This window comes from Pseudonocardia terrae (genome assembly GCF_021343995.1).
GTDB classification, from domain to species: domain Bacteria; phylum Actinomycetota; class Actinomycetes; order Mycobacteriales; family Pseudonocardiaceae; genus Pseudonocardia; species Pseudonocardia terrae.
Genome location: NZ_JAJTTE010000009.1, coordinates 89,812 through 113,561, shown reverse-complemented (window position 1 = coordinate 113,561; position 23,750 = coordinate 89,812). Strand labels below are relative to the sequence as shown.

Annotated in this window: 24 protein-coding genes; 12 read left to right on the top strand and 12 right to left on the bottom strand. The window is 73.7% G+C overall.

Annotated elements, in window-relative coordinates; translation table 11 throughout:
• Position 1 precedes the first annotated feature (1 nt).
• The 3 genes from LWC33_RS08505 to LWC33_RS08495 all read right to left on the bottom strand — a co-directional run bounded on the left by LWC33_RS08505 (position 2) and on the right by LWC33_RS08495 (position 4,143).
• Positions 2-1,567, bottom strand: coding sequence for a class I adenylate-forming enzyme family protein (locus LWC33_RS08505; protein ID WP_233303700.1), 1,566 nt, complete (start codon positions 1,565-1,567; stop codon positions 2-4).
• Positions 1,568-1,696: 129 nt separating this feature from the next.
• A complete protein-coding gene (locus LWC33_RS08500; RefSeq protein WP_233303699.1) occupies positions 1,697-2,251 on the bottom strand; it encodes a MarR family winged helix-turn-helix transcriptional regulator in 555 nt (184 codons plus the stop codon).
• The gene (locus LWC33_RS08495; RefSeq protein WP_233303698.1) at positions 2,248-4,143 is read right to left on the bottom strand and encodes a chloride channel protein; all 1,896 of its coding nucleotides are present in this window, start codon (positions 4,141-4,143) and stop codon (positions 2,248-2,250) included. Before LWC33_RS08495 ends, LWC33_RS08500 begins: the two co-directional genes overlap by 4 nt.
• 134 nt (positions 4,144-4,277) lie before the next feature.
• Between LWC33_RS08495 and LWC33_RS08490 the strand changes: the two genes are divergently transcribed.
• A complete protein-coding gene (locus tag LWC33_RS08490) occupies positions 4,278-4,460 on the top strand; it encodes a hypothetical protein (RefSeq protein ID WP_233303697.1) in 183 nt (60 codons plus the stop codon).
• Positions 4,461-4,490: 30 nt separating this feature from the next.
• Here the strand turns inward: LWC33_RS08490 and LWC33_RS08485 are convergent, their stop codons facing one another.
• The gene (locus LWC33_RS08485) at positions 4,491-4,868 is read right to left on the bottom strand and encodes a cupin domain-containing protein (RefSeq protein ID WP_233303696.1); all 378 of its coding nucleotides are present in this window, start codon (positions 4,866-4,868) and stop codon (positions 4,491-4,493) included.
• Between the two features lie 47 nt (positions 4,869-4,915).
• Entirely contained in the window at positions 4,916-5,785 is an 870-nt protein-coding gene (locus LWC33_RS08480) for an MFS transporter (protein WP_233303695.1), read from the bottom strand.
• A gap of 177 nt (positions 5,786-5,962) precedes the next feature.
• On the opposite strand from LWC33_RS08480, the gene LWC33_RS08475 reads away from it, so the two are divergent.
• The 4 genes from LWC33_RS08475 to LWC33_RS08460 all read left to right on the top strand — a co-directional run bounded on the left by LWC33_RS08475 (position 5,963) and on the right by LWC33_RS08460 (position 10,732).
• Complete coding sequence (locus tag LWC33_RS08475; protein WP_233303694.1) at positions 5,963-6,706, top strand: enoyl-CoA hydratase/isomerase family protein; 744 nt, start codon at positions 5,963-5,965, stop codon at positions 6,704-6,706.
• Between the two features lie 5 nt (positions 6,707-6,711).
• Positions 6,712-7,914, top strand: coding sequence for an acyl-CoA dehydrogenase family protein (locus LWC33_RS08470; protein WP_233303693.1), 1,203 nt, complete (start codon positions 6,712-6,714; stop codon positions 7,912-7,914).
• An 11-nt stretch (positions 7,915-7,925) separates the two neighbouring features.
• Positions 7,926-9,020, top strand: coding sequence for an acyl-CoA dehydrogenase family protein (locus LWC33_RS08465; protein ID WP_233303692.1), 1,095 nt, complete (start codon positions 7,926-7,928; stop codon positions 9,018-9,020).
• A 128-nt stretch (positions 9,021-9,148) separates the two neighbouring features.
• Positions 9,149-10,732: a flavin-containing monooxygenase gene (locus tag LWC33_RS08460; protein WP_233303691.1), complete on the top strand. Its 1,584-nt coding sequence runs from the start codon at positions 9,149-9,151 to the stop codon at positions 10,730-10,732.
• 3 nt (positions 10,733-10,735) lie between these two features.
• Here LWC33_RS08460 and LWC33_RS08455 read toward each other — a convergent pair whose 3' ends face one another.
• The 3 genes from LWC33_RS08455 to LWC33_RS08445 form a co-directional block, all read right to left on the bottom strand.
• On the bottom strand, positions 10,736-11,944 hold the full coding sequence (locus LWC33_RS08455; RefSeq protein WP_233303690.1) for a YncE family protein: 1,209 nt from the start codon (positions 11,942-11,944) through the stop codon (positions 10,736-10,738).
• 16 nt (positions 11,945-11,960) lie between these two features.
• A complete protein-coding gene (locus LWC33_RS08450; RefSeq protein WP_233303689.1) occupies positions 11,961-12,761 on the bottom strand; it encodes a polysaccharide deacetylase family protein in 801 nt (266 codons plus the stop codon).
• Between the two features lie 126 nt (positions 12,762-12,887).
• A complete protein-coding gene (locus LWC33_RS08445) occupies positions 12,888-13,808 on the bottom strand; it encodes an MIP/aquaporin family protein (RefSeq protein ID WP_233303688.1) in 921 nt (306 codons plus the stop codon).
• Between the two features lie 215 nt (positions 13,809-14,023).
• Between LWC33_RS08445 and LWC33_RS08440 the strand changes: the two genes are divergently transcribed.
• The 5 genes from LWC33_RS08440 (at position 14,024) to LWC33_RS08420 (ending at position 18,029) form a co-directional block, all read left to right on the top strand.
• Complete coding sequence (locus LWC33_RS08440; protein WP_233303687.1) at positions 14,024-14,296, top strand: DUF3040 domain-containing protein; 273 nt, start codon at positions 14,024-14,026, stop codon at positions 14,294-14,296.
• A gap of 453 nt (positions 14,297-14,749) precedes the next feature.
• Entirely contained in the window at positions 14,750-15,739 is a 990-nt protein-coding gene (locus LWC33_RS08435; protein ID WP_233303686.1) for a CHASE3 domain-containing protein, read from the top strand.
• Between the two features lie 164 nt (positions 15,740-15,903).
• Positions 15,904-16,728: an alpha/beta fold hydrolase gene (locus LWC33_RS08430; RefSeq protein WP_233303685.1), complete on the top strand. Its 825-nt coding sequence runs from the start codon at positions 15,904-15,906 to the stop codon at positions 16,726-16,728.
• A gap of 148 nt (positions 16,729-16,876) precedes the next feature.
• Positions 16,877-17,260 carry a pyridoxamine 5'-phosphate oxidase family protein gene (locus LWC33_RS08425; RefSeq protein ID WP_233303684.1) on the top strand — a complete coding sequence of 128 codons (384 nt, stop codon included), beginning with the start codon at positions 16,877-16,879 and terminating at the stop codon, positions 17,258-17,260.
• Complete coding sequence (locus LWC33_RS08420) at positions 17,253-18,029, top strand: methyltransferase (protein ID WP_233303683.1); 777 nt, start codon at positions 17,253-17,255, stop codon at positions 18,027-18,029. The genes LWC33_RS08425 and LWC33_RS08420 overlap by 8 nt, the downstream gene beginning before the upstream one ends.
• A gap of 12 nt (positions 18,030-18,041) precedes the next feature.
• On the opposite strand, the gene LWC33_RS08415 is transcribed toward LWC33_RS08420, so the two are convergent.
• A complete protein-coding gene (locus LWC33_RS08415) occupies positions 18,042-18,614 on the bottom strand; it encodes a TetR/AcrR family transcriptional regulator (protein WP_233303682.1) in 573 nt (190 codons plus the stop codon).
• 73 nt (positions 18,615-18,687) lie between these two features.
• Positions 18,688-19,065 carry a hypothetical protein gene (locus LWC33_RS08410; protein ID WP_233303681.1) on the bottom strand — a complete coding sequence of 126 codons (378 nt, stop codon included), beginning with the start codon at positions 19,063-19,065 and terminating at the stop codon, positions 18,688-18,690.
• A 181-nt stretch (positions 19,066-19,246) separates the two neighbouring features.
• Here LWC33_RS08410 and map point away from each other — a divergent pair, with 181 nt between their 5' ends.
• Positions 19,247-20,044: a type I methionyl aminopeptidase gene (gene map, locus LWC33_RS08405; protein ID WP_233303680.1), complete on the top strand. Its 798-nt coding sequence runs from the start codon at positions 19,247-19,249 to the stop codon at positions 20,042-20,044.
• A gap of 9 nt (positions 20,045-20,053) precedes the next feature.
• Here map and LWC33_RS08400 read toward each other — a convergent pair whose 3' ends face one another.
• Positions 20,054-21,400, bottom strand: a complete 1,347-nt coding sequence (locus LWC33_RS08400; protein WP_233303679.1) for an aromatic ring-hydroxylating oxygenase subunit alpha — start codon at positions 21,398-21,400, stop codon at positions 20,054-20,056.
• A gap of 41 nt (positions 21,401-21,441) precedes the next feature.
• Complete coding sequence (gene solA / locus LWC33_RS08395) at positions 21,442-22,611, bottom strand: N-methyl-L-tryptophan oxidase (protein ID WP_233303678.1); 1,170 nt, start codon at positions 22,609-22,611, stop codon at positions 21,442-21,444.
• A 147-nt stretch (positions 22,612-22,758) separates the two neighbouring features.
• Between solA and LWC33_RS08390 the strand changes: the two genes are divergently transcribed.
• Entirely contained in the window at positions 22,759-23,688 is a 930-nt protein-coding gene (locus LWC33_RS08390; RefSeq protein ID WP_233303677.1) for a LysR family transcriptional regulator, read from the top strand.
• Positions 23,689-23,750: the final 62 nt, after the last annotated feature.

Sequence of the window (23,750 nt, the reverse complement as noted above, 5' to 3'; positions counted from 1 at the left end):
CTCACCCGGTGAGCTCGGCCCGCAACACGGCCTTGGCCAGCTTGCCGGTCGACGTGCGGGGCAGCTCGGCCCGGATCTCGACGGACTTCGGGCACTTGAAGTGCGCCAACCGTTCCCGGCACCAGGCGATCAGCTCCGCGGGCGAGGTCGTGCCGTCCGGCCGCAGCGACACCACGGCGTGCACGGCCTCGCCCCACTCGCGGTCCGGGCGCCCGATCACCGCCGCCTCCTGTACCGCCGGGTGGTCGTAGAGCGCGGCCTCCACCTCGGTGCTGGCCACGTTGGCCCCGCCCGTGATGATCAGGTCCTTCTTGCGGTCGACGACGTAGAGGTACTCCTCGGCGTCCATCCGGCCGAGGTCGCCGGAGTACAGCCACCCGTCCCGCAGCGCCTCGGCCGTCCGCTCCGGGTCGTTCCAGTAGCCGGAGGTGAACCAGCGGGCCCGCATGACGATCTCGCCGACCTCGCCGGTCGGCACCGGGCGGCCGTCGTCGTCGAGGATCCGGATCTCGGCGCCGATCGCGGGCCGCCCGCACGAGGCGAAGAGGTGGTCCGCGCCCGCCGCCGCCCGGACGTGGTCGGCCTTGCCCAGGATCGTCGCGTGGGAGGCCGTCTCGGTCATCCCGTACATCTGCACGAGGATCGGGCCGAACGTCTCGAGCACGTGCCGCACCCGCTCGGGCGGGATGGGGGCCGACGCGTACCCCATGGTCCGCAGCGACGACAGGTCGAAGCGGCCCCGGTCCGGGTGGTCGAGCAGCCGGAACACCATCGTCGGGACGAGCTGGCAGTGCGTGACACGGTGCCGTTCCACCAGCGCGAAGAAGCGTTCCGCGGAGAACTGCCGGACGTCGGAGAGCACCAGGCAGCCGCCGCGCAGCAGCACCGGGCCCCAGACGTGGTGGATGGTGCCGGCGGAGCCGTGCGGGTAGGAGACGGCGTAGCGGGTGTCCCCGTCGATCTCCGAGCCGAGGATCACGCCCATCGCGTTGTCCAGCGACTGCAGGTGCGTCGCCGTCACGCCCTTCGCCCGCCCGGTGGTGCCGCTGGTGTAGAGGATGCAGAGCAGGCCGTGGTCGTCCACGTCGGCGGCGGGCCGCGTGGTGGAGGCCCGGTCGACGAGCTCGTCGTAGTCGGTGAATCCCACCGCCCTGTCCGCAGCCCCGTCCGCAGCCCGGTCGGTCACCCAGACCGCGACGTCCGGCAGGTCGGGCCGCACCCGGCGGGCGGTCGGGAGGTAGGGCGTGTCGACGATCACCGCCCGCGCCCCGCAGTCCGCGAGGATGCTGCGGACGTCGGCCTCGGCGAGCCGGAAATCCAGCGGCACGTGGACGAAGCCCGCCCGCGCGCAGGCGATCATGACCTCCAGCGGGCGCAGCGAGTTGTCCACGAGCAGGGCCACGCGGTCGCCGCGGACCACCCCGGCCGCGGCGAGCCCGTTCGCGATCCGGGTCGCCCGCTCGTCGAGCTCCGCCCAGCTCACCTCACGGTCGCCGTCGACCACCGCCGTGCGCTTCGGTGTCCGCACCGCGTGCCGGCGGACCTGTTCCGCGTAGTTCACCGACACCCGACGAACCCCCGCACCCGTCCGGACGAGATCCGCTGCATGCTGCACCCCCGAGGAACATCCTTGATCGACTCGGCTCGCCCAGGGTAGGTCCCGGCCGCCCGATGTGCAGCCGACGCGCGGACGCCGCTACGTCCCGTCGCGCTCCGCCCCGTTCCGGTCCGGGCCGCGCAGGGGCAGTGAGCGCACGGGGTTCTCGGTGGTCCAGCCGAGGCTCCACGCCGCCTCCGCGGGCTCGCCGGCCGCGTCGGCGAACGCGCTCAGCGCCGCGACCAGGCTCCGGCGCCGGCCCACGGGCATCTTCTCGAGCGTGTCGTGGATGGCCTGCCGGCGCTGCGTGGTGACCTCGTCGACCAGCCGTGCGCCGGCGTCGGTGAGCTGCAGCAGCAGGTTGCGCCGGTCGGCGGGGTCGTCGCGACGGTCGAGCAGGCCCGCGGCCACCAGTCGGTCGCAGGCCCGGCTGGCGTTGGACGGGTGCACGTCCAGGCTCGCGGCGATGCTGCCCAGGTTGAGCGGCCCGCGGCTGGCGATCATGACCATGATCCGCAGCTGCGGCAGGGTGACGCGGTCCTCGATCGCGGCGAACGAGCGCGCCGTCACCCCCACCAGCACCCGGGCCGTCCGCATCACCGCGTCGACCTGGTCGCGCGTGGGCGGGTCGGGGAGGCCGGCGGCGTCGGTCATGGCCGTAGTGTCGCGTACCCGTCCCGCCGACGCCCGGAGCGCCCGGAGCGCCAGGTGCGCGGGCCCAGCGGACGCTCGCGGTCGTGCTCCTCCGCGAGGTCGCGGAGCCGTCCGTCGAGGAGGTGGTCGACGGTGACGAGCCCGACCAGCCGGGCCGGGTCCGCCCGGTCGACGACCGGTGCCGCGGTGATCCCGTGGCGCGCGAACCGGGACGCGATCTCGCGCAGGGTGTCGTCGGCGTGCACCACGACCGGGTCGCCGATCAGCACGTCCGCCACCGAGCGGGCTTCGCCGGGCGCCACGAGGGACTGCCGGGGCACCGCGCCGCGGAGCCGGCCGTCGTCCTCGACGACGGGGTAGAGCCGCTGCAGCGGGGGGCCGCCGGCCGCGGCGCGCGGACTCCCGTCGACCTCCCGGCGCGCGAGCGTGGCGGCCAGGAGCTCGGGCGACGGCGGGAGGGCCGTGTCGGGTGCGACGACGGCGGGCGTGGGGGCCATGACCTCGTCGGCGAGCAGGACCTCGAGCGGGTCGACGTCGTACTCGCGGGAGAGGTGGTAGCCGCGCCGGGCGATCTTCTCGGTCAGCACCGAGCGGCGCAGCAGCAGGGCCGAGATCCCGTACGCCGAGGCCGAGGCGATCAGCAGCGGCAGCAGCATGGACCACGCATGGGTCAGCTCGAGGGAGAACACCACGCCGGTGAGCGGGGACCGCATCACGCCCCCCACCACGGCCGCCAACCCGATCATCGCCCAGAAGCCCGGGCCGACGTCGGGGAAGACCAGCCCCTCCACCGCGCCGAGCGCGGCGCCGATCATGAACACCGGGGCCAGGACCCCGCCCGAGGTGCCCGAGCCGAGCGAGAGCCCCCATATGAGGCTCTTCACCACCAGGATGCCGACGATCAGGGACAGCGTGGCGCGCCCGGTGAGCAGCTCGTCGATGACGTCGTACCCGACGCCGAGCGCCCGCGGCTCGACCAGCCCGCCGATGCCGATGATCAGCCCGCCGATCGCGGGCCACCACATCCAGTGCAGCGGCAGCCGGGCGAAGTTGTCCTCCGAGAAGTACACCAGCGCGGTCACCGCGATGGCGAGCAGCCCGCCGATGATCCCCGCGCCCACGCAGAGCAGGTCGACGAGCGGGGTGGTGCGCGCAGCCCCGAGGTCCACCGGGAAGAGCGGGCCCCCACCCAGCAGCGGTGCCCGCAGGACGGTCGCGACGGCCACGGCGCAGGTGACCGGCAGGAAGCTGCGCGGTCGCCACTCGAACAGCAGCAGCTCGACGGCGAGCAGCACAGAGGCCATCGGCGCGTTGAAGGTCGCCGCCATGCCGGCCGCGGCGCCGGACACCATCAGCGCCTTGCGCTCGTCGGCCGACAGGTGCAGGTGCTGCGCCAGGATCGACCCCACCGCCCCGCCGGTCATGATGATCGGGCCCTCGGCGCCGAACGGACCACCGGACCCGATGCTGATCGCCGCCGACGTCGGCTTGAGCACGGCGATCCGGGGCTCGACCCGGCTGCGGCGCATCAAGATCGCCTCGATCGCCTCGGGCATGCCGTGGCCGCGGATCTTCTCCGAGCCGTAGCGCGCCATCAGCCCGACGACCAGGCCCCCGACGACGGGCGCGCACAGCACGAGCCACCACGGGTGCGACCCGGAGCCCGGGGCGACCATCGCGGTGGAGAGGCGCTGGAAGAACACGGCGTTGGTGATCAACGCGATCAACCGCAGCAACACCCATGCCGCGACCGCGCCGAGGGCCCCGATCGGCACCGCCCAGGCGACGGTCACCAGGACGCGGCGGTTCAGCGTGAAGTCGCCGAGGTGGTGGGGCAGGGACACGGCTCCGCCGGCGGAGCCGGAGGACGGCGGGGAGTCGTCGGATCTCACCGAAACATGGTGACCATGAATGCTGCGCGCCGCAATGATTGCGCTCACGCATACGTTAGATCGAGTCCTGTGTCGTCGGTCACGGGGGCACTGCAGATCCGGTGCGGATGCGCAATCGTTGCCCAATGGCAGACGTGAAGCAGGGAACCGACTGGGTCGAGCAGCTCGTCGAGCTGCACGTGCTGGCCGAGAACGGGGATGCGGAGGCCGCGCGCAAGGCGGCGGACTGGGTCGCGGACGACCCCACGGCCCGCGCGCTGTGGGCCTCCGTGGAGCGGGACTGCGAGCGGCTCAGGCAGCCGGAGAGCCGGGGCTGACACCCTCCGGGCCCGCTCCGCCGCACGTCCTCACGCCGGGGGCCCCGGCGTGATCTGCATGCCGGGGCGGCGGCGGTGGACGGTGAGGTAGCCGAGCCCCTGCGCGCCGGCCGACAACCTGCGGGTGGACCCGCGCGGCAGCCACAGCGTCGTCCCCGCAGCGAGCGCGATCGGGCCGTCGGCGCCCTCGAGGGTGCCGGTCCCGGACACGACCACCAGGAGCACGTCGAGATCCGACTCGGTGTGGGTCTCGACGACCTGGTCGGGGCCCAGGCGCAGGACGTTGGCGTCGAGCTGGCGGCCCGGTTCGGCCAGCCGCCACACCACGCCGGGCGGCACGGTGGTGTCGTCGGCGAGGAGTGGGCGAAGGTCGTGCACGACCCGCGGGGTCGCTCGTTCGTCGGACATGCCCCGACTCTGCCCCGTCCTCCTGCGCGGAGCCCGCCCGGCCCGGGTCAGGCCGGATGGTCGTCATCGGTCTGCACCCCGGTTCTGCTCGATCGCCGGCCCGGTGGTCCGGCGGAGGCGGTGATCAGGCCGAACCACGCGAACCCGGCCGCGGTCAGCACTCCCCCGCCGACCAGCAGGGTCCGTGGGGCGACGCGGTACCCCAGCCGGACGGCGAGCACGGACCCCACGACCACGCCCAGCGCGAACGGCAGGAACATCAGTCCGGTCAGCGCGGGCCGGACCAACGGCTCGCCGGACGTGGTCCGTTCGACCACGACGAACCCGGCCAGCACCGCGACGGCCACCGCCAAGGTCACCAGGGTGACCGGCGAGGTCCACCCGTACCGGTCGGTGCGGAGGACCCCGAACACCAGCAGCGTCACGCCGGCCGTGACGAGGCCGGCGCCCAGGACGTCCGGCCGCCCGCCGCGCACCGGCGCGGGCCCGCCACCGACCCGGCCTGCCAGGGCGAGCGCGACGACGACGATCGGCACGTTCACGACCATCACGGCGCGCCACCCGGCGTACTCGGTGAGCAGGCCGCCGGCCAGCACGCCGAGGGCGCCACCGGCGGCGTTCGTCGCACTCCACACACCGAACGCGCGCACCCGCTCCCTGCCCGACGGGAAGGCCGACGTCAGCAGGGCCAGCGCGGCCGGGGCGAGGGCGGCGGCACCCATGCCCTGCACGGCGCGGGCGGCCACCAGCTGCCACGGCGCCTGGGCGAGCCCGCCGGCGAGGGACGCGAGCCCGAAGAGGGCGAGCCCGACACGCAGCACCCGCGTGCGGCCGTAGTGGCCCGCGCTCGTGCCGCCCAGCAGGAGCAGCCCGCCGAAGGCAAGCGCATAGGCGTGGATCACCCAGGTCAGGCCCACGGCCCGCCCTCGGCGACCGGTGGCCGGTGCTGGCCGCCCGGGACACCTACCGCCAGGCGCTCGAGGCGATCGTCGACGGGCTGCTCGCCCGGGCCACGGCGACTCCGTAGGGGCGCCCTTCTCCGCGGGCCGCCGGCCGGTTAACGTTCGTTCGTTCAGACTGGGAAGGGGGCGTCCGTGGGCGAACTCGTGCTCCGCACCGACCACGACGGGTGGACGGTGCTGACGCTGAACCGTCCGGAGAAGCTCAACGCGCTCACGGTGGCGATGTTCACCGAGCTCCGTGCGCACGTCGAGGCGTTGGCCGAGGATGCGGCGGTCCGCTGCGTCGTCCTCCGTGGGGCAGGACGGTGCTTCTCCGCGGGCCACGACCTGGCGGACATCGGGGCGGGCGAGACGGTGCCGTCGCGCGGCTGGCACAGCGAGACGCTGCGGATGCTGGAGAAGCTGCCGAAGCCGGTCGTCGCCGCCGTGCACGGGCACTGCTACACGGGCGCGCTCGAGGTCGCCCTCGCCGCGGACTTCCTCGTCGCCGCCGACGACGCGCGCTTCGGCGACACCCACGCCAAGTGGGCGCTGACGCCGGTCTGGGGCATGAGCCAGCGGCTCCCCCGCCGCGTCGGGGTCGCCACGGCGAAGCGGCTGATGTTCACCGCGGACATGGTCGACGCCGCCGAGGCCGTCCGGATCGGACTGGCCGAGTACGCCGTCCCGCTCGCGGAGTTCGACGCCGAGATCGAGTCGCTCGCCTCGCGCATCGCCGCCCAGTCGCCCTTCTCGCACGCGGCGAACAAGCGCCTGCTCGACGCCACCGACGGCCGCCCGCTCGACGCCGGCCTGCAGTGGGAGGTCCTGGAGGGCGAGGGCCGCGGGCCGGACGCCCAGGAGCGCATCGCCGCCTTCACGAGCCGGAAGGGCTGACCCGCATGGACATCGCGCCGGACGCCGACCTGGAGAAGTTCCGCGCCGAGGTGGCGGAGTTCCTGGACACCGCGCCGACCCCGGAGATCCGCGAGGCGGGTCGCAGGACCACCAGCGTCTTCGGCCCGTTCGACCAGGTCATGGCCTGGCACCGGATCCTGCACGCCCGCGGCTGGTCCGCCCCGGACTGGCCGGTCGAGCACGGCGGGCCGGGCTGGTCGGTGGAGCAGCGGTACGTCTTCGCGGACGAGTACCAGAAGCGCGGCCTGCCCCCGCTGCTGCCCAACGGCCTGCGCATGATCGGCCCGCTGCTGATGGAGCTCGGCACGCCCGAGCAGCAGGCCCGCTACCTGCCCGGGATCCTGTCCGGCGAGGACTACTGGACCCAGGGCTACTCCGAGCCGGGCGCGGGTTCCGACCTCGCCTCGCTGAGCACCATGGCGGTCCCCGACGGGGACGACTACGTCCTCAACGGCAGCAAGATCTGGACCACGTACGCCCACCACGCCAACCGGATGTTCATGCTCGTCCGGACCAGCCGGGAGGGGAAGAAACAGCAGGGCATCACGTTCCTGCTGCTCGACCGCATGGACCTCCCGGGCCTGGAGGTGCGCCCGATCATCGGGCTCGACGGGGCGCCGGAGCAGTGCGAGGTGTTCTTCACCGACGTCCGGGTGCCGCAGGCCGACCGGGTCGGCGCGGAGAACGACGGCTGGTCGGTGGCCAAGCAGCTGCTCAAGCACGAGCGCGGTGGGTCCGCGCACAGCCCGATGCTGCGCCGCCGGCTGGAGGTGGCCCGCGCGGCGGCGGCCGAGACACCCTCGGGGTTCGGCGGCACGCTCGCCGACGATCCCGTCTTCCAGCGCGACCTCGGCGAGCTGGAGGCCGAGGTCGCCTCCTACGAGCACTTCGAGAAGCTCGCGATCAGCGGGCACCCGATTGCGCGGGACCCGGCCTACCCCTCGCTGAACAAGGTGATGAGCTCCGAGCTCACCCAGCGCATCTCCGTGCTGATGACCCGGGTCGTCGGCCTGGACGGGCTCCCCGACCAGCGCGAGGCCCTGCTCGTCGGGTCCGACGCCGAGCCGCTCGGCGGGGACCTCGCGCTGATCGCGATGCCGTACTACCTGAACAGCCGCGCGACCACGATCTACGCCGGCACGAACGAGGTGCAGCGCGACCTGATCGCCCGCACCCTGCGATCCTGACGGAGGCCGCCGTGGACTTCACCTTCACCGAGGAGCAGACGCTGCTCCGCGACAGCGTGGTCCGCGCCCTGCAGCGCGACTACTCCTTCGAGGCCCGTCAGTCGATCGTCCGCTCGGGGACCGGCTGGTCGCCGGACGTCTGGGCGCGGCTGGTCGAGCTCGGGCTGACGGCCCTGCCGTTCCCCGAGGACGTCGGCGGGCTGGGCGGGTCGGTCGTGGACGTCGTCGCGGTGGCGGAGGTGTTCGGCGAGCACCTGCTCGTCGAGCCGTACGACGCCTCGATCGTGCTGGCGGGCGGCGTGCTCGCCGCCGTCGGGCGGAAGGACGAGCTGGAGCGGATCGCCTCCGGCGAGGCGATCGGCGCCCTCGCCCACGAGGAGGGCCGCGGTACGCCCGACCCCTCTCTGGTCACGACGAAGGCCGAGCGCAGCGCGGACGGGTACGCGCTGACCGGCGAGAAGAGGCTCGTGCTGCACGGCGCCGACGCGGACGTGCTGGTCGTCTCGGCGCGCCTGGACGCGGGCCTCGCCCTGTTCCTCGTCGACGCCTCCGCCCCGGTCGCGACCCGGTTCACCACCGTCGACGGCCGGCGCGCCGCCCACCTGCGGTTCGACGGCGCGCCGGGCACCCTCCTCGCCGCGGACGCCGAGCCCCTCCTGCGCGGCGTCCTCGACCGCGCGATCGTGGTCCTGGCCGCCGAGGCGGTCGGGGCCATGGGCGGGCTCCTGCGCCGCACCGCCGAGTACGCGTCGACCCGGGAGCAGTTCGGCGTCCCCATCGGCAGCTTCCAGACCGTCGCGCACCGCCTCGCCGACATGAAGATCGCCTACGTCGCGGCGCGGTCCACGCTGCTCCACACCACTGCGTTGGCGGAGGCGGGTCGCCTGGCGCCGCAGGACGTCGCCGTGCTGAAGGCGCAGGTCGGACGGCTGGGCCGACGGGTCGGCGAGTCCGCGATCCAGACCCACGGCGGAGTGGGCATGACCGACGAGCTGCCGATCGGCCACCTCCACAAGCGGGTCCTGGCGGTCGACGCGATGTTCGGCGGCACCGACCACCACCTCAGGCGCCTCGGCGCACCGCGGTCCCCGGCGGCCACCGGCTGAGCGGCCCCGTTCCCGCAGCCGGACGGCCGGGTCGGGGCCACGATCGAATCGGCCCTCCGGAGCGGCTGCGCCGCAGCCTGGGCCTCGCCGCCGGGCAGGAGGTCCCGGAGGCCGAGCTCGAGCTGTGGGTGGAGGAGCTCGCGCTCGACCCGTGGGCCAGGTCACTGCGCTGGCCGGCCGAGCCCCCGGCGAGCCGGCTGGCGGACTTCTCCGTGCTGGTCATCGGGGCCGGGCTGGGCGGGCTCAACGCCGCGGTGCAGCTCAAGCGGGCGGGGATCCCGTTCACGGTGGTCGAGAAGAACCCCGGCGTGGGCGGCACCTGGCACGAGAACCGCTACCCCGGCGCGCGCGTCGACACCCCCAGCCGCGCCTACACGCACCTCTACGGACTCGGCTACGAGTACGCGGGCCCCTACTGCGAGCAGGCGGAGAACGAGAAGTACTTCAACTGGGTCGCGGACACCTTCGACCTGCGCGGCGACATCGCCTTCGACACCGAGGTCGTCTCCGCGGACTGGGACGAGGCTCGCGGCAGCTGGGCGGTGCGGGTCCGGGACCCCGAGGGCGAACGGGTGCTCCGGGCGAGGGCGGTCATCAGTGCCGTCGGGTTCCTCGCGCGGCCGAACCTGCCCGAGCTCGACGGGGCGGACCGCTTCTCCGGGCCGGCCTTCCACACCGCCCGGTGGCCCGCGGACCTGGACCTGTCCGGCAAGCGGGTGGCCGTCATCGGCTCGGGCTGCACGAGCTACCAGATGGTGCCGGAGCTCGCCGACCTCGCGGGTCACGTGGAGCTGTTCCAGCGGACGCCGCAGTGGGTCTTCGACCGCCCCGGGTACCGCAGCCGCTACCCCGACCAGGTCGCGTGGCTCGACCGCAACGTCCCGTACTACGCCAACTTCCTGCGCTTCCGGACCAGCTGGCTGACCGGCCCGCACGTGCAGAGCCGCGCCTTCGACGTCGACCCGGACTGGACCGACCCGCTGAGCCGCAGCGCGATGAACAAGCGGATCCGGGACGGCCGGCTCGAGTTCCTGCGCCACAAGCTCGGCTCCCGCCCCGACCTGCTGGAGCGGATGCTGCCGCCGCACCCGCCGATGTCGGCGCGGCCGGTCGCCGTGGACAGCGGCTACGGCATCTACGACGCACTGCTGCGCGAGGACGTCACCCTCGTCTCCGAGGGCATCGCCCGGCTGACCGAGCACGGGGTCGAGACCGTCGACGGCCGCGAGCACCCGGCCGACGTCGTCGTCTACGCCACCGGCTTCCGCGCCAACGACTTCCTGTGGCCCATGGAGATCCGCGGCCGGGACGGGGTGCGGGTCGAGGACCTGTGGGCGGAGGACGGGGCGCGGGCCTGGGTGGGCACGATGCTGCCGGGCTTCCCGAACCTGTTCCTGCTCTACGGGCCCAACACGAACCCGTTCAGCCTCGGCGTCGTCACCTTCTCCGAGATGACGACGCGGTTCGCCCTGGAGCGGATCGCCGAGCTCGTCCTGGAGGACCGGCGCTCCGTCGACGTCACCCCGGACGCCTACCGCCGCTACAACCGCGAGCTCGACGAGCGCGAGGCCCTGCGGACCTGGAGCGACCCGCGCGCGGACAACTACTACCGCAACGCGCACGGGCGCTCCGCCTCGAACTGCCCCTTCGAGGGGACGGAGATCTGGGAGCGCCTCCGCCACCCGGACCCGGCCGACTTCGAGGTGCGGTGAGGGCTACCGGGTGATCCCGGTGTGGCCCAGCGAGTAGCGCCCGGGCTGGGGCCACACGCACAGCCCGTGGGGTCCGTCACCGACGTCGATCTTCTTGATGAGGCTGCCGTCGGTCGTGGAGAGCACGTACACGGCACGGTTGTAGCGACCGGACAACCACAGCTGGGAGCCGTCCGCGGACACGTTGCCCATGTCGGGGCTGCCCCCGCCCGGGATCATCCACTTGGTGATCGGGGCGCCGGTGTACGCGTCGAGCACGCTGACCGAGCCCTCGTGCCGGTTGGTCACGAACAACCTCGTCGCGTCCCGGGACAGGTACAGCCCGTGTGCCCCGGGCCCGGTCGGGATCTCCCGGACGACGTGGGTGGCCGCCCCGTCGAGCACCCACACCCCGTTCTGGTCGGAGTCGGCGATGTAGAAGACCGAGCCGTCCGGCGCCAGCTTGATGTCCTGCGGGCCCATGTGCCTGTTGCGCTTCGGCATGTCGACCATCCGCACCAACGAGCGGTGCTCGATGTCGACCACCGCCACCCTCCCGGCGAACTCGCAGGTGAACACAGCGGTGCGGCCGTCCGGGGTGAAGTCGGCGTGGTCGATCCCGGCGCAGTCGGGTGTCGCCAGCTCCCCCTGCTGCTTCCAGGTGTGCGGGTCGTAGAACACGAGCCGCTTCTGCGCCTCGGCCACCGAGATCGCCGAGGTGCCGTCCGGGGTGGCGTACATGTTGTACGGGTCCTGCACCGGGATCGCGGCGCCGGGCTTGCCGGTGACGGGGTCGAAGGGCACGACCTTGTTGGTCGTGTCGTCGGTGGCGTAGAGGGTGCGCATGTCCCACGACGGCACGACGTGCTGCAGCTCCCCGCCCAGCCGGTAGGTGCCGACCGTGGCGAACGTCGTCGGGTCGATCACCCGGACCTCGCCGGACTTGGTGTGCGGTACGTAGACCAGCGGCTTCGCCGCCTTCGCGGCGTCCGAGAGCATGTTCGCCCCCGCGTCGGCGTAGACGTTGTGCGCGTCCGTCACCGGCGGCATGCCCGGCAGCCCGTCCACCCCCGCCGCGGGCGACGGGGTCGCCGCCGTCGTTCCCGACGGGGAGGCCGCCGACGGGGGTGCTGCCGTCGCCCCGGCCGTCGACCCGCTGCCCGTACTGCATCCCGCGAGCACCACCGTCGCCGCCAGCACCGCCGCCGTCGCCAGCCTTCGACGAGCGTTCACCCGAGTACCCCCACGTTCAGCCGAACAGTCTGGTCGCCGTGACCGGGGTGAGCCCCCGGGCGGCGAGGTCGTCGAGAAGGCCGGGCAGCGCGGCCAGGGTCCCGGGGTGGCCCAGGTGCATGCTGACGACGCTGCCGGCGGTCGCGGTCGCGACGTTGCGGCGGATCGCGGCGGCGCCGGGATCGGTGAAGTCCCTGGAGTCCACGTTGTAGGACAACACGGTCGGATAGCCCGCCGCCGCGGCCAGTGCCCGCACCTCCGGTGTGGCGTGCTGGGCCTGCGACGGCCGGAAGAACGCCCCCGGGCCGCCCGTCGCCGCGGCGATGAGGTCGCGGCACCGCTCGATCTCGACCCGGGCGGCGCTCTCGGCCAGCCCGTCGATGTCGCGGTGCGACCACGTGTGGTTGCCCAGCTCGTGCCCCAGGTCCGTGACGATCCGGGCGGCGTCCGGGGACTGCTGCAGCCACGTGCCGACGGCCAGCACGGTCACCCCGGCACCGCGGTCGTGCAGCGTGCCCAGCACCTTCCGGGCGAGATCGAGGTCCCCCGCACCGTGGAAGGTCAGCGCCACCTCCGGACGACCGCTCGTGGCCCGCTCGACCTCACCGGTCGGCGGGCGGGCCGACGGGGTCGCGGCGGCGGACGTCGCGGCCGACGGGGCAGGGCCGGCCTGTGGCGCGGCCGATCCGGACGGCGCGGTCGATCCGGACGGCGCGGTCGATCCGGACGGCGCGGAGCACGCGGCCGCCAGCGGCAGGACCACGGCGGCCCGCAGAACGCTCCGCCTGGTCGTCCCGGGCCGATCCTCTCCACGCACGACGCGGGACCTTAGCCCGTCCGTGACGGCGTGGCGGCACGGCACACCGTGCTGACCCCGTTGCACGTCCGCGACCGTAGGCGCCGCGGCGCGTGCTGCCCGTCAAGTCCGGGTGGCGCCGGAGGGTCAGTCCTCGTCCGGCTCCGGGACGCGCCCGGGCTCCGCCTCCTCGCCGAGGCGCAGGCGGGTGACGAGGGTGCTGCCCACGAGCAGGTCGTAGGCGCAGATGCCGATCACGCCGCCGATCAGCGGCCCGACGATGGGCACCCACCAGTAGTGGTCGAAGTACGTCCCGTGACCGGGGAACGCCAGCTGCCCCCATCCCTCGATGTAGGTGAGCAGCCGGGGGCCGAGGTCGCGGGCAGGGTTGATCGCGTAGCCGGCGTTGGTGCCGAAGCTCAACCCGATGGCGACCACGACGAACCCCACCAGGAGCGCGGCCATGTTCGCCCGCGGCGCCTGGTTGCGGTTGTCGATCAACGCGGCGATGAGCCCGAGCAGCAGTGCGGTGCCGACGATCTGGTCGATGAGCGGCCCCCACAGGCCGCCGTTGAAGTAGCTGGCCGGGAAGGTCGCGAAGATGGCGAAGGTGGACAGCGACTGGCTGCGGGAGGCGATCTGGTTGGTCAGATTGAACGCGTCGATCGCGTTGCGGTACACGGCGTAGATGAGCGCCGCGGCCGCGAACGCCCCCAGCACCTGGGCGAACCAGTACGCCGGCACGCGGGCCCAGGAGAATCCCCGCCGCACGGCCATCGCCAGTGTGACGGCCGGGTTCAGGTGCGCGCCGCTGATGCCACCGGCGACGTAGACCCCGAACACGACGGCCATCCCCCATCCCCAGGCGATGATCAGCCAGTTCGCGGCGCCGAAGGGCACGGATTGCCGACCCGAGCCGGGTAGCCCGACCACCGCGACGGCGACCGACCCCAGCCCGAACATGATCAGGACGAACGTCCCGAGGAACTCGGCCAGCATCTCGCCGCCGAGACCCGCTCGGAGCCGGACGAGACCGCGTCCGGACTCCGGCCCGACCGTCGTGGACATCGCGGCATCACCCTGCCCCGGCAGCAACCGACGACCGGGTCGGCCCCGGTCGATGAAGGTGACCGACGATACTCAAAGGTTGCGCCGACGCAACCGCCCGGCCGCTCGCGCCGTCGGCGTGACCCAGCTCACTCCACTCGTGTGCGCTCGCGCAACTATTCTGGGTACGCACCGTTCCCGGGGCACGGGGCTCGCGACGCAGGCCGGGAGGCGTGATGGTGACCGAGCGGGAACGACGGGAACTCGCGGCGATCGAACGCGCGCTCACCGCGGAGGACCCGGGCCTCGACCGACGACTCCGGACCCTCCGTGCGCCGGTCCACCCCGGCTGCGGGCGGGACCTGATGATCCTGGTGCCGTTGCTGCTGATGACCGCGGCCGTCGTCCTCCACCTCCCGGCCGTCTCGGCGGCCTGCGGCCTGCTCGCCGTGTGCGCCCTCGTCCTGCACCCCCGCGACCACGAGCCGGGTGGGCGGCGCCCCGCCTGAACCGCGCCGGCGGCGCGCCCGCCGACGCACTCGACGTGCAGGCCGAGCCGGCGGATGACGCTGGTCGTGCCGCCGGGGGCCACGCTGCTGAAGCGGGTCCGCTCCACGGTCGACGGGACGTTCGTCATCCTCGACTCGGCCACGGACGGGTGCCGTGACCGGTCGCCGGGGGCCGTCGTCTGCCGCCGGCGTGGCCGGTGGACCGGGGACCGCCCCCCGCTGACGCTCCCCCTTCCTCGAGCCCGGAACCGGCTGGGTCGCGCCCTGGTCGCCGGCACACCGCCCCGGTCTTGCCGTGCCGGGCTCCTTTCGGAACTCTCTCGACCGTCGAGGTTCCCCCGAGGAGGCGACGTGGAGCATCCCGACCGTGGGCGGCCTGCCGGTCCTGCCGCGGACCGCCGGCGACAACGGCGACGATGGCCGGCCGACCTCCCGGGTTCCCTCCGCGGGCGCATGCAGGCCCTGGTGCTGGTCGTGCTGGTCGCCCTGTTCGGGCTGCTCGCGGTGGCGGTGGTCAACATGGCGCAGGCCACCACCGCCGACGGGGTGATGATGGAGCGCCTCGGCCCTGCGCTGACCTCGGTGGAGCGGTTGCAGAGCGCCTACGTCGACCAGGAGACCGGCCTGCGGGGCTATGTCCTCACGGGACAGGAGGGCTTCCTGGAGCCGTACACCGCCGCGTCACCGCGGATCGCAGCCGAACAGCGAGCGCTCGGCACCGAGGTCCCGGAACTGGCCGACGACCTGAAGGCCGTCGTCGCCGCCCACGACGGCTGGACGACCGACGCCGCCCGGCCCTTCATCGACCTCCGCCGGGCGGGTGACGTCGCCCAGGCGTCGGCGCTCGCCGCTCAGGGGGTGGGCAAGAACCGCTTCGACGTGCTCCGTCAGCGGGTCGACACGCTCCGCACGCAGATCAGTGCCGAGGCGGGCGCCGCCGCGGCCGACGCCGAGGCGGCCCGCCGTCGTCTCGTCGGCGTCCTCGTCGCCGTGGCCCTCCTCGGGGTGGCCCTCGGGATCGTCGCGGTGCGGTTGCAGCGACGCTGGGTGCTCGCTCCCCTCACCCGGCTCGGCGACGACGTCGCCGCCGTCGCCGCGGGGGACCACGACCACCCCATCCGCGACGACGGCCTGCGCGAGCTCGCCACGGTCGGCCGGGGCGTCGCGACGATGCGCGACCGCCTCACCGACCACGCTGCGGAGACCGCACGGACCGAACGCCTGCGCGCTCGCGCCGACCAGGCCGAACGCATGGCGGACACGCTGCGCAACGAGGTGATCCTCGAGTTGTCCTCGCTCGCCCTGACCCTGACCGCGCTCGCCGGTCGCCATCCCGGCGCCGAGGCCGAGCTGCGCCGCGTGGTCCACCGTCTCGACCGGGCCATCACCGCCATCCGCACGGCGATCTTCGGGAGCCCGGATCCCGCCCCGCCGCCGAGATGACGCAGCGCTGAGCCGGGGCCCGGTCGCCGACCGGGCGTCCCGCCACACACCAGAGCACCCACGGCGTCACTCGGCGGTATCCGGCCCGGTGGCCCGCCACCACAGTGGGAGGACGCGGCCGGCGCGCGTCCGCGGCCGCGCGGCTGGACCAACCGGAGGCACCCATGGCCACGATCACCACGCCCGATGGTACGGAGATCTTCTACAAGGACTGGGGCTCGGGACGACCGATCGTCTTCAGCCACGGCTGGCCGCTCTCGAGCGACGACTGGGACACCCAGATGCTGTTCTTCCTCCAGCAGGGGTACCGGGTCATCGCCCACGACCGCCGCGGGCACGGCCGTTCCGCCCAGACCGCCGACGGCCACGACATGGACCACTACGCCGACGACCTGGCCGCGTTGACCGCCCACCTCGATCTCCGGGACGCGGTGCACGTCGGGCACTCCACGGGCGGCGGCGAGGTGGCGCGCTATCTCGGGCGGCACGGCGAGGGCCGCGCGGCGAAGGCGGTGCTGATCAGCGCCGTGCCGCCACTGATGGTGCGGACGGACGCCAACCCCGGCGGCCTGCCGAAGAAGGTCTTCGACGACCTGCAGGCCCAGCTGGCCGCCAACCGGTCCGCGTTCTACCTGGCCCTGGCGTCGGGGCCCTTCTACGGCTACAACCGCCCCGGGGCGGAGCCCTCGGAGGCGATCATCCGGAACTGGTGGCGGCAGGGGATGACGGGGAGCGCGAAGGCGCATTACGACGGCATCGTCGCCTTCTCCCAGACCGACTTCACCGAGGACCTGAAGAGGATCACAGTGCCGGTGCTGGTGATGCACGGCGACGACGACCAGATCGTCCCCTACGCCGACTCCGGCCCCCTGTCGGCGGAGCTGGTCCGGAACAGCACCCTGAAGACCTACGCGGGCTTCCCGCACGGCATGCCGACCACCGAGGCCGAGACGATCAACGCCGACCTCCTGGAGTTCGTCCGGTCCTGAGGGTGATCACGGTGGTCGGCGGAACCCGGGGCACCTCCACCCCGGACCGGGGCCGTGAGCTGCCGGCCCGGCAAGCGCGGTCCACGCCGAGGGGCCGGGTCCCTCGACCTGCTGCGCGGTCGCGGGGCCCGACCCTAGGCTCGACCGGGTGAGCATCGCCGTTCCCACCGACGAACTGGCCTCGACCGTCGCCCGCTACGACTTCGCCTACCTGCTGACGATCGGCGACGACGGCAGGCCCCACGTCACCGCGGTGTCCCCGGTGGTCACCGACACGGGCCTCGTCGTCGGCGATCTCGGGCGCCGGACCCGCGGCAACCTGGCGGCACGCCCGGTCGTGACGCTCGTCTGGCCGCCGGGTTCCGCCGAGGGGTACTCGCTGATCGTCGACGGAGGATCGAGCCTGTCCGGCGACGCCCTCGTCGTCACGCCCACGCGGGCGGTCCTGCACCGGCCCGCCGCCGCGCCCGACCCCGGGCCCGGATGCGGCGCCGACTGCGTCGAGATCCCCACGGTCGCCGAGGGTGACTGAGGACCCCTGGGCCTCGCTGGCCGACGCGTTCGTCGACGGCGCGTACGCCACGGTCAAGGGCCGGGTGCGGACCTACGTCCTGCACCGGCAGCTGCTCCGGCACCTCCCGCCGCCGCCCGCTCCGGTCCTCGACGTGGGCGGTGGCGCCGCGCACCAGTCGGTGCCGTTGGCCCGGCTCGGCCACGAGGTCACCGTGCTGGACCCGTCCGCGGCGATGCTGGCGCGGGCGGAGCAGCGCCTGCGGGCCGAGCCGGAGGACGTGCGCCGGCGGGTCCGCCTGGTCGAGGGCGCGGGCGAGCAGGCCGACGTCCTGACCCGCGGTCGGCGGTTCGCCGCCGTCCTCTGCCACGGCGTGCTCCTGTACCTGGACGATCCCGGCCCCATGGTGGAGGCCGTGTGCCGGTGCGCCGGACCCGGCGGCGTGGTGTCGCTGATGGCGCTGAACGCGAGGACGCTGGCGGTGCGCCCGGCGCTCGAGCGGCGATGGGCCGACGCCCTGGCCGCCTTCGACGCCGACTCGGAGATCGGCGTGCTGGGGGCGCGGACCCGCGGCGACACCGTCGAGGACCTGTCGGCCCTGCTCCACGAGGGCGGGATCGAGGTCGAGAGCTGGTACGGCGTGTGGCTGTTCAGCGACTGGACGGAGCTCCCCCTCGACACCACGGACGTCGCGGCCGTCGCCGAGGTCGAGCTGCGTGCCGCGTCCCGCGACCCGTACCGGCAGCTCAGCCGCGCGTTCCACCTGGTCGGGCGCAGGGCCGAGGCCTGATCCCGGGTCGGCTCAGGTGAGCTCGGTGCTCGCGGCGTGCAGCTCGAGGAGCGACGCGCGGGCCAGCTCGCCGAGCTCCTGCCGGTTGTCGGGCGCGGACCAGCGGGCGTACGCCGTCTTGAAGGCGAGGACGCCGAGCTCGGCGGCGAGGCCGGCCGCCGGGTCCGGCACGCCACGGGCGCGCAGGGCCGCGGCCATCGCCGCGGCGAGCCCGACCTGCTTGAGCGCGTCGCGCTCCTGGAGCTCGGTGCTGGCGGCGATGGCGGCGCCGAGCTTCGGCGCGAGCTCGCGGTTGAACGACGTCATGGCGCGCCCCGCGGCCTCCAGGCCCGCGGCGACCGCGGCCAGGGGCGTGGCGTCGTCGGGTGCGGCCGCGATGCCGTCGGAGAGCAGGCGGGACAGCGTGTCCTGGCCGGCCGCCAGGACGTCGCGCTTGTCGGGGAAGTGCCGGAAGAACGTGCTCCTGGTCAGCCCGGCGCGCTCCGCGATCTGCGCGACCGTGGTGTCGTCGTAGCCCTGCTCGGTGAACAGGTCGAGCGCGGCCAGGACCAGCCGTTCTCGCGCATCCGGTCGCCAGCGGGGCATCCCGCCATCATAGTGACGCGACCCTTGTCCCATCGAACCCACGGGGCGTTCCGGGCAGGCCCGCTCCCGTCGCTCACGGGAGTCGGCGCACCGCCGCCTCGACGACGTCCGACGGCGTGTGGTTGAAGGCGATCGCGGCGTCCGGCGCGTACCGGTGGACCAGGTTGACGACGGTCTCGAACAGGTCCAGCTGCTCCTCGTGCTTCCGGATGCCGCCGCCGACCACGACGCACTCCCAGGGGTGGTCCCGCAGCGCCGCGGTGACGACGGCCTCGACGTCGTCGCTGCCGTCGAGCCCGATGAGGCAGTTTCGGACGTCGATCCCCTGCTCGGCGAACCGCGCCGTCCACTCCGTGATCGCGGTGGCGACCGGCTCCGGGTCCCAGGGGCCGGGGACCCGGTAGGGGTCGAGGCCGATCACCAGGACGCGCGGCGAGGTCGGTGCCGTCATCCTCCGACCATAGGCATGTCCGGGCGCGGCGCGGGAACCCACGGGCTCATCCTGCCCGCGGCCGGCCCCGGGCGGCCGAGCGGCGAGGCCGGCACGCCGGGAACCCGCGAGCGGTATTATTATACCGGAGCGTGCTAGGGTATCGGTATAACTATACCGACACTCGGGACGCGAGGTATTCGTGATCGAACTGAAGACGCCTGCGGAGATCGAGCGCATGCACGTGGCCGGGCGCTTCGTCGCCGAGGTGCTCTCCGAGGTCGGCCGGCTCGCCGACGTGGGCGTCAACCTCCTCGACCTGGAGCTCCACGCACGCCGCATGATCGAGCGACGCGGGGCGGAGTCGTGCTACTGGGACTACGCGCCGTCGTTCGGGCGCGGCCCGTTCCGCAACGTCATCTGCCTGGCGGTGAACGACGCCGTCCTGCACGGGCTGCCCCACGACTACACGCTGCGCGACGGCGACGTGCTCACCGCGGACCTCGCGGTCGGCATCGACGGCTGGGTGGCCGACTCGGCGCGCACGGTCGTCGTCGGCACCGCCGCCGAGGAGGACCTGCGGCTCGTCCGGGCCACCGAGGAGGCGTTGGAGGCGGCGATCGAGGTGGCGCGTCCGGGCAACCGCCTGGGCGACATCTCGGCGGCCATCTCGGCGGTCGCCGATGACCACGGTTACCCGGTCAACGACGAGTTCGGTGGTCACGGCATCGGCCGCACCATGCACGAGGATCCCCACCTCTCCAACAAGGGCCGGGCGGGGCGCGGCCTGACGCTCCGGCCCGGCCTCACCCTCGCGATCGAGCCCTGGTTCGCGCGCACGACCGACCGGATCGTCTACGACCCCGACGGCTGGACCATCCGGTCGGCCGACGGCTCACGCACGGCCCATTCCGAGCACACGGTCGCCGTCACCGAGGACGCCCCCTTGGTGCTCACCCGGCGGGCCGCCGAGGAGCCCGCGACGAGGGGCGCCGCGTAGCCGGCCGCCTCAGTCCGGCGTGGGCGGGTCCGGGAACATCCGCAGTGCGGTGTCGGCGTCGCCCTCCGGAACCCGGCGCAGACCGACCATGCGGTCGGCGATCATGTTCTGGAAGCGGTGCAGCGGCTCCTCGAACCGGAAGCACATCCGCCCGCCGCGGTAGGCGGGGTTCCGCAGGCCCTCCTGGACGCGCTCGACGATCTCGAGGTCCTGGCGGTTGACGAGGTCCCAGAACTTCTCGAGCTGGTCGAGGCCGGGCTCCCGGTCCGGATGGGCCAGGGAGTCGGGATGGCAGAGCAGGACCGCGGTCTCGACGGTCCGGGCCGGGCCGACGGGCCGGGTGAACAGGACGAAGGCGTGGTTGGGCAGCACGACCAACGCGGTGGTCGGGAACAGCCAGACGAAGCGGCCACTCTCGGCGTCCGGCCCGGTGAGAGAGCCGACCGGGTGCAGTCCGTCCCAGCCGCCGGCGTCGCCGTTCCGGGAGACGGGGGTGGTGCACATGCCCGTGTACATGCCGGTGCCCTGCCAGCGGTAGTGGTCGGAGAACCGCGAGACCTTGCTGAGCTCGGGGTGCACCCAGGGCAGGTGGTAGTACTCCATGAAGTTCTCGCCGACGAGCTTGTAGTTGGCGGCGACCTCGTAGGTGCGGCGGCGTTCCGGTCGCCACCGGTCGAGCTCGTAGGCGGCGAACCGCTGCGGCAGGTCGCCGAGATGGTCGGCGAGCGGGGCCGGGTCGGGCTCGAGGCAGACGAACACCAGGAAGCCCCAGCTGTCGACCGCGACGGGGAGCAGCCCGTAGTCCCTCCGGTCGAAGTCGTGGGCCGGCGCGGTGTCGAAGACCGGTTCCTGGCCGGCAGGGATGTCGGAGCCCGCGAAGAGCGGTGTGCCCAGGCACGCGCCGTCGAGGTCGTAGGCCCAGGCGTGGTACGGGCACCGGATCCGGTCGCCCCGCCCGACGTGGGCGGCGTCCGCCGCGAGGAGCGCGGCGGCCCGGTGCCGGCAGACGTTGTGGAAGGCGCGCAGCTCGCCGGCGCGGTTGCGAGTGACGATGACGGAGCGCCCGGCGACCTCTGCGACCAGGCACGCGCCGGACCGGTCGAGGTCGGCGGTGCACCCGACCGCGACCCAGCTGCTGGCGAGGACCTTCTCCTGTTCGAGGGCGAAGAACTCCGGGCTGGTGTAGGCGTCGGGGATCAGCGTCGAGGCCGACCCGACCGGCAGCCGGGTGTGGGCGTACAGCCGTTCGTCGGTGAACGACGCCGGGTCGACCGGGCGGGCCGGCAGCGCCGCATAGGGCGGCCCGTAAGGATCCCCGGCCCCGGTGGCGGTCCCGGTGCTCGGCGCGCTGCTCATTCCAGTGGGTCCCTTCCGAGGGTGTGGTGCGGAGGCCTCTCTCAGACGTGGAAGGACCGCGCGAACGTCGGGTCGGTGAGCGCCCTCCGGGTGAGGGAGAAGGCCTCGATCGGATGGGCGGGAGCCCGGTCGAGGGCGAGGTCGGCGAGCAGTTCGCCGAGGAGCGCGGCGAACTTGTAGGCGTGGCCGGCCCCGACGGCGACGGTGATCTGCGGATGGTCCGGGACCGTGTCGAGCACGAAGTCCTGGTCTGGCGGCACCGTGTAGAGGCAGGTCTTCGTGTAGAGCTCGGGGCCGCCGAAGCGCGGCAGGTGCTGCTCGACGAACCGCGCGTAACGCTTCTGCCGCACGGGATCGGGCTCGAAGGTGCGGTCGTCGGCGGTGGTCTCGTGCCCGCCCATGTGCTGGCCGAGCTTGGTGGCGACCTCGCCGTAGACGGGGAAACCGTAGAAGTTGTGCTCGCCGTGCCACATGAACACCGGGAACCGGGCGGGCGAGAACTCCGCGAGGTGCGGGGTCGCGTAGTAGGTGACCTGCTCCTGGGTCACCGTCAGGGGCAACCGGACCCCGCAGTCCCGCAGCACCTGGTTGGTCCAGGCGTCGGCGGCGACGACGACACGGTCGGCGCGGTAGGTCCGGTCGTCGGTCTCCACCAGCACGCCGTCGCCGTCGGGGCACACCCTCCGGACCGGAGTGTGCTCGTGGACCTGTGCGCCGTGCGCCCGGGCGAGGGCGACGTGCACCGCGTTGGCCCGGGCGGCGTCGACGATGCCGGACTCCGACTGGTAGAGCGCCTGCTCGCCGCCGTCGAGCCGGAACTGCGGCCAGCGGCTCTGCAGCTCGTCGGCGTCGAGGAGCTCGTAGTCGACGTCGAACTCGTCGAACACCGCCGTGTAGCCCTCGATGTTGCGGGTCCCGGAGTCGATGCCCCGCCGCACCTCGCGGTCCTCGATGACGAGGCCACCGGTGCGGGTCACGAGCGTCTGCTGCGACTCGGCCTCGACCTCCGCCCACGCCGCGTAGGCCGGCCCGGCCAGGGCGGCGTACTGCGGCTGGTGCTGCGCGAGCCGGATGATCCGGGAGTGGTCCTGCGAGGCACCGCGGTCGTGCCCGAGCGCGAACTGTTCCAGGCCCACCACCCCGCTCCCCAACTCACGGGCCAGCCGGTACAGCGCGGCCGAGCCGAGGCCCCCGCAGCCGACGACGATCACCTGACAACGGTCCACGTCCACCCCCGATGAGTGACGAGCACAGGCCGGCCTCGCACCCCGCACCGGCCTGTCGTGGGAGGAGTGTCATGGCGACGGAACGTTCACGTCCATCTGAACTTGGTGCAGCTGACCTTGTACGCTTCGTACATGATCGATCGGCGGCTGAGGGTCCTCCAGGCCATCGCGGGCCACGGCACCGTCACGGCCGCGGCCGAGGTGTGCCGACTGACGCCCTCGGCGGTCTCGCACCAGATGCAGGCCCTCTCCCGCGAGCTCGACGTCGCCCTTCTCGAGCCGGTCGGCCGCACGGTCCGGCTCACCCCCGCGGCCCACACCCTGCTGGAGCACGCCGTCTCGCTCACGGCCGCCTGGGAACGGGCGCAGGCCGACCTCGCCGCGCACCGCACGGGCGACCTCACCGGGTCGCTTCGCCTCTGCGGCTTCTCCACCGCCGCCGCGGTCGTCGCCCCACGGGCGCTCGTCCACCTCCGCCGCCACCACCCCGCGCTGGCGGTGCGACTGTGCGAGCACGAACCCGCTCGCGCCTTCGACCTCCTCGCCGGCCGCGAGGTCGACGTCGCCGTCGTCGTGGCCACACCCGACATCCCGCCACGCTCGGACGCCGCCTTCGAACAGCAGCCGCTCTACACCGAGCCGCTCGACGTCCTCGTGGGTCCCGGACACCCGCTGGCCGGCCGGGACGCCGTCGCCCTGCAGGAGGTCGCCGCCGACCCCTGGATCGTCGGGTCGCCGGGCGGCGCCTACCACCAGCTGGTCGTCCTGGCCTGTACGAGCGCGGGCTTCCAGCCGACCGTCGCCCACCACGCCGACGAGTGGGACACCGGCGCCGCGCTGGTCGCGGCCGGATTCGGCGTCGCCCTCGTCCCCCGCCTCGCCGACCTCCCCGGCCGCCACGACATCCGGCGGATCCCGGTCGCCGGCCCGCCCCTGCCCACCCGGCACGTCCTCACCGCGATCCGCGCGGGATCGGCGGGACGGCCGGCCGTCTCCGCGGGTCTCGACGCCCTCCGCCAGGTCTGCGCCACGGAGCTGCCCGAGCTCACCCTCCCCCGCTGAACCCGGCGTCCGGGCTCCGCGACGGCCCGGGAGGACCGGCCGCCTCACGGCTCGTGGCGGCC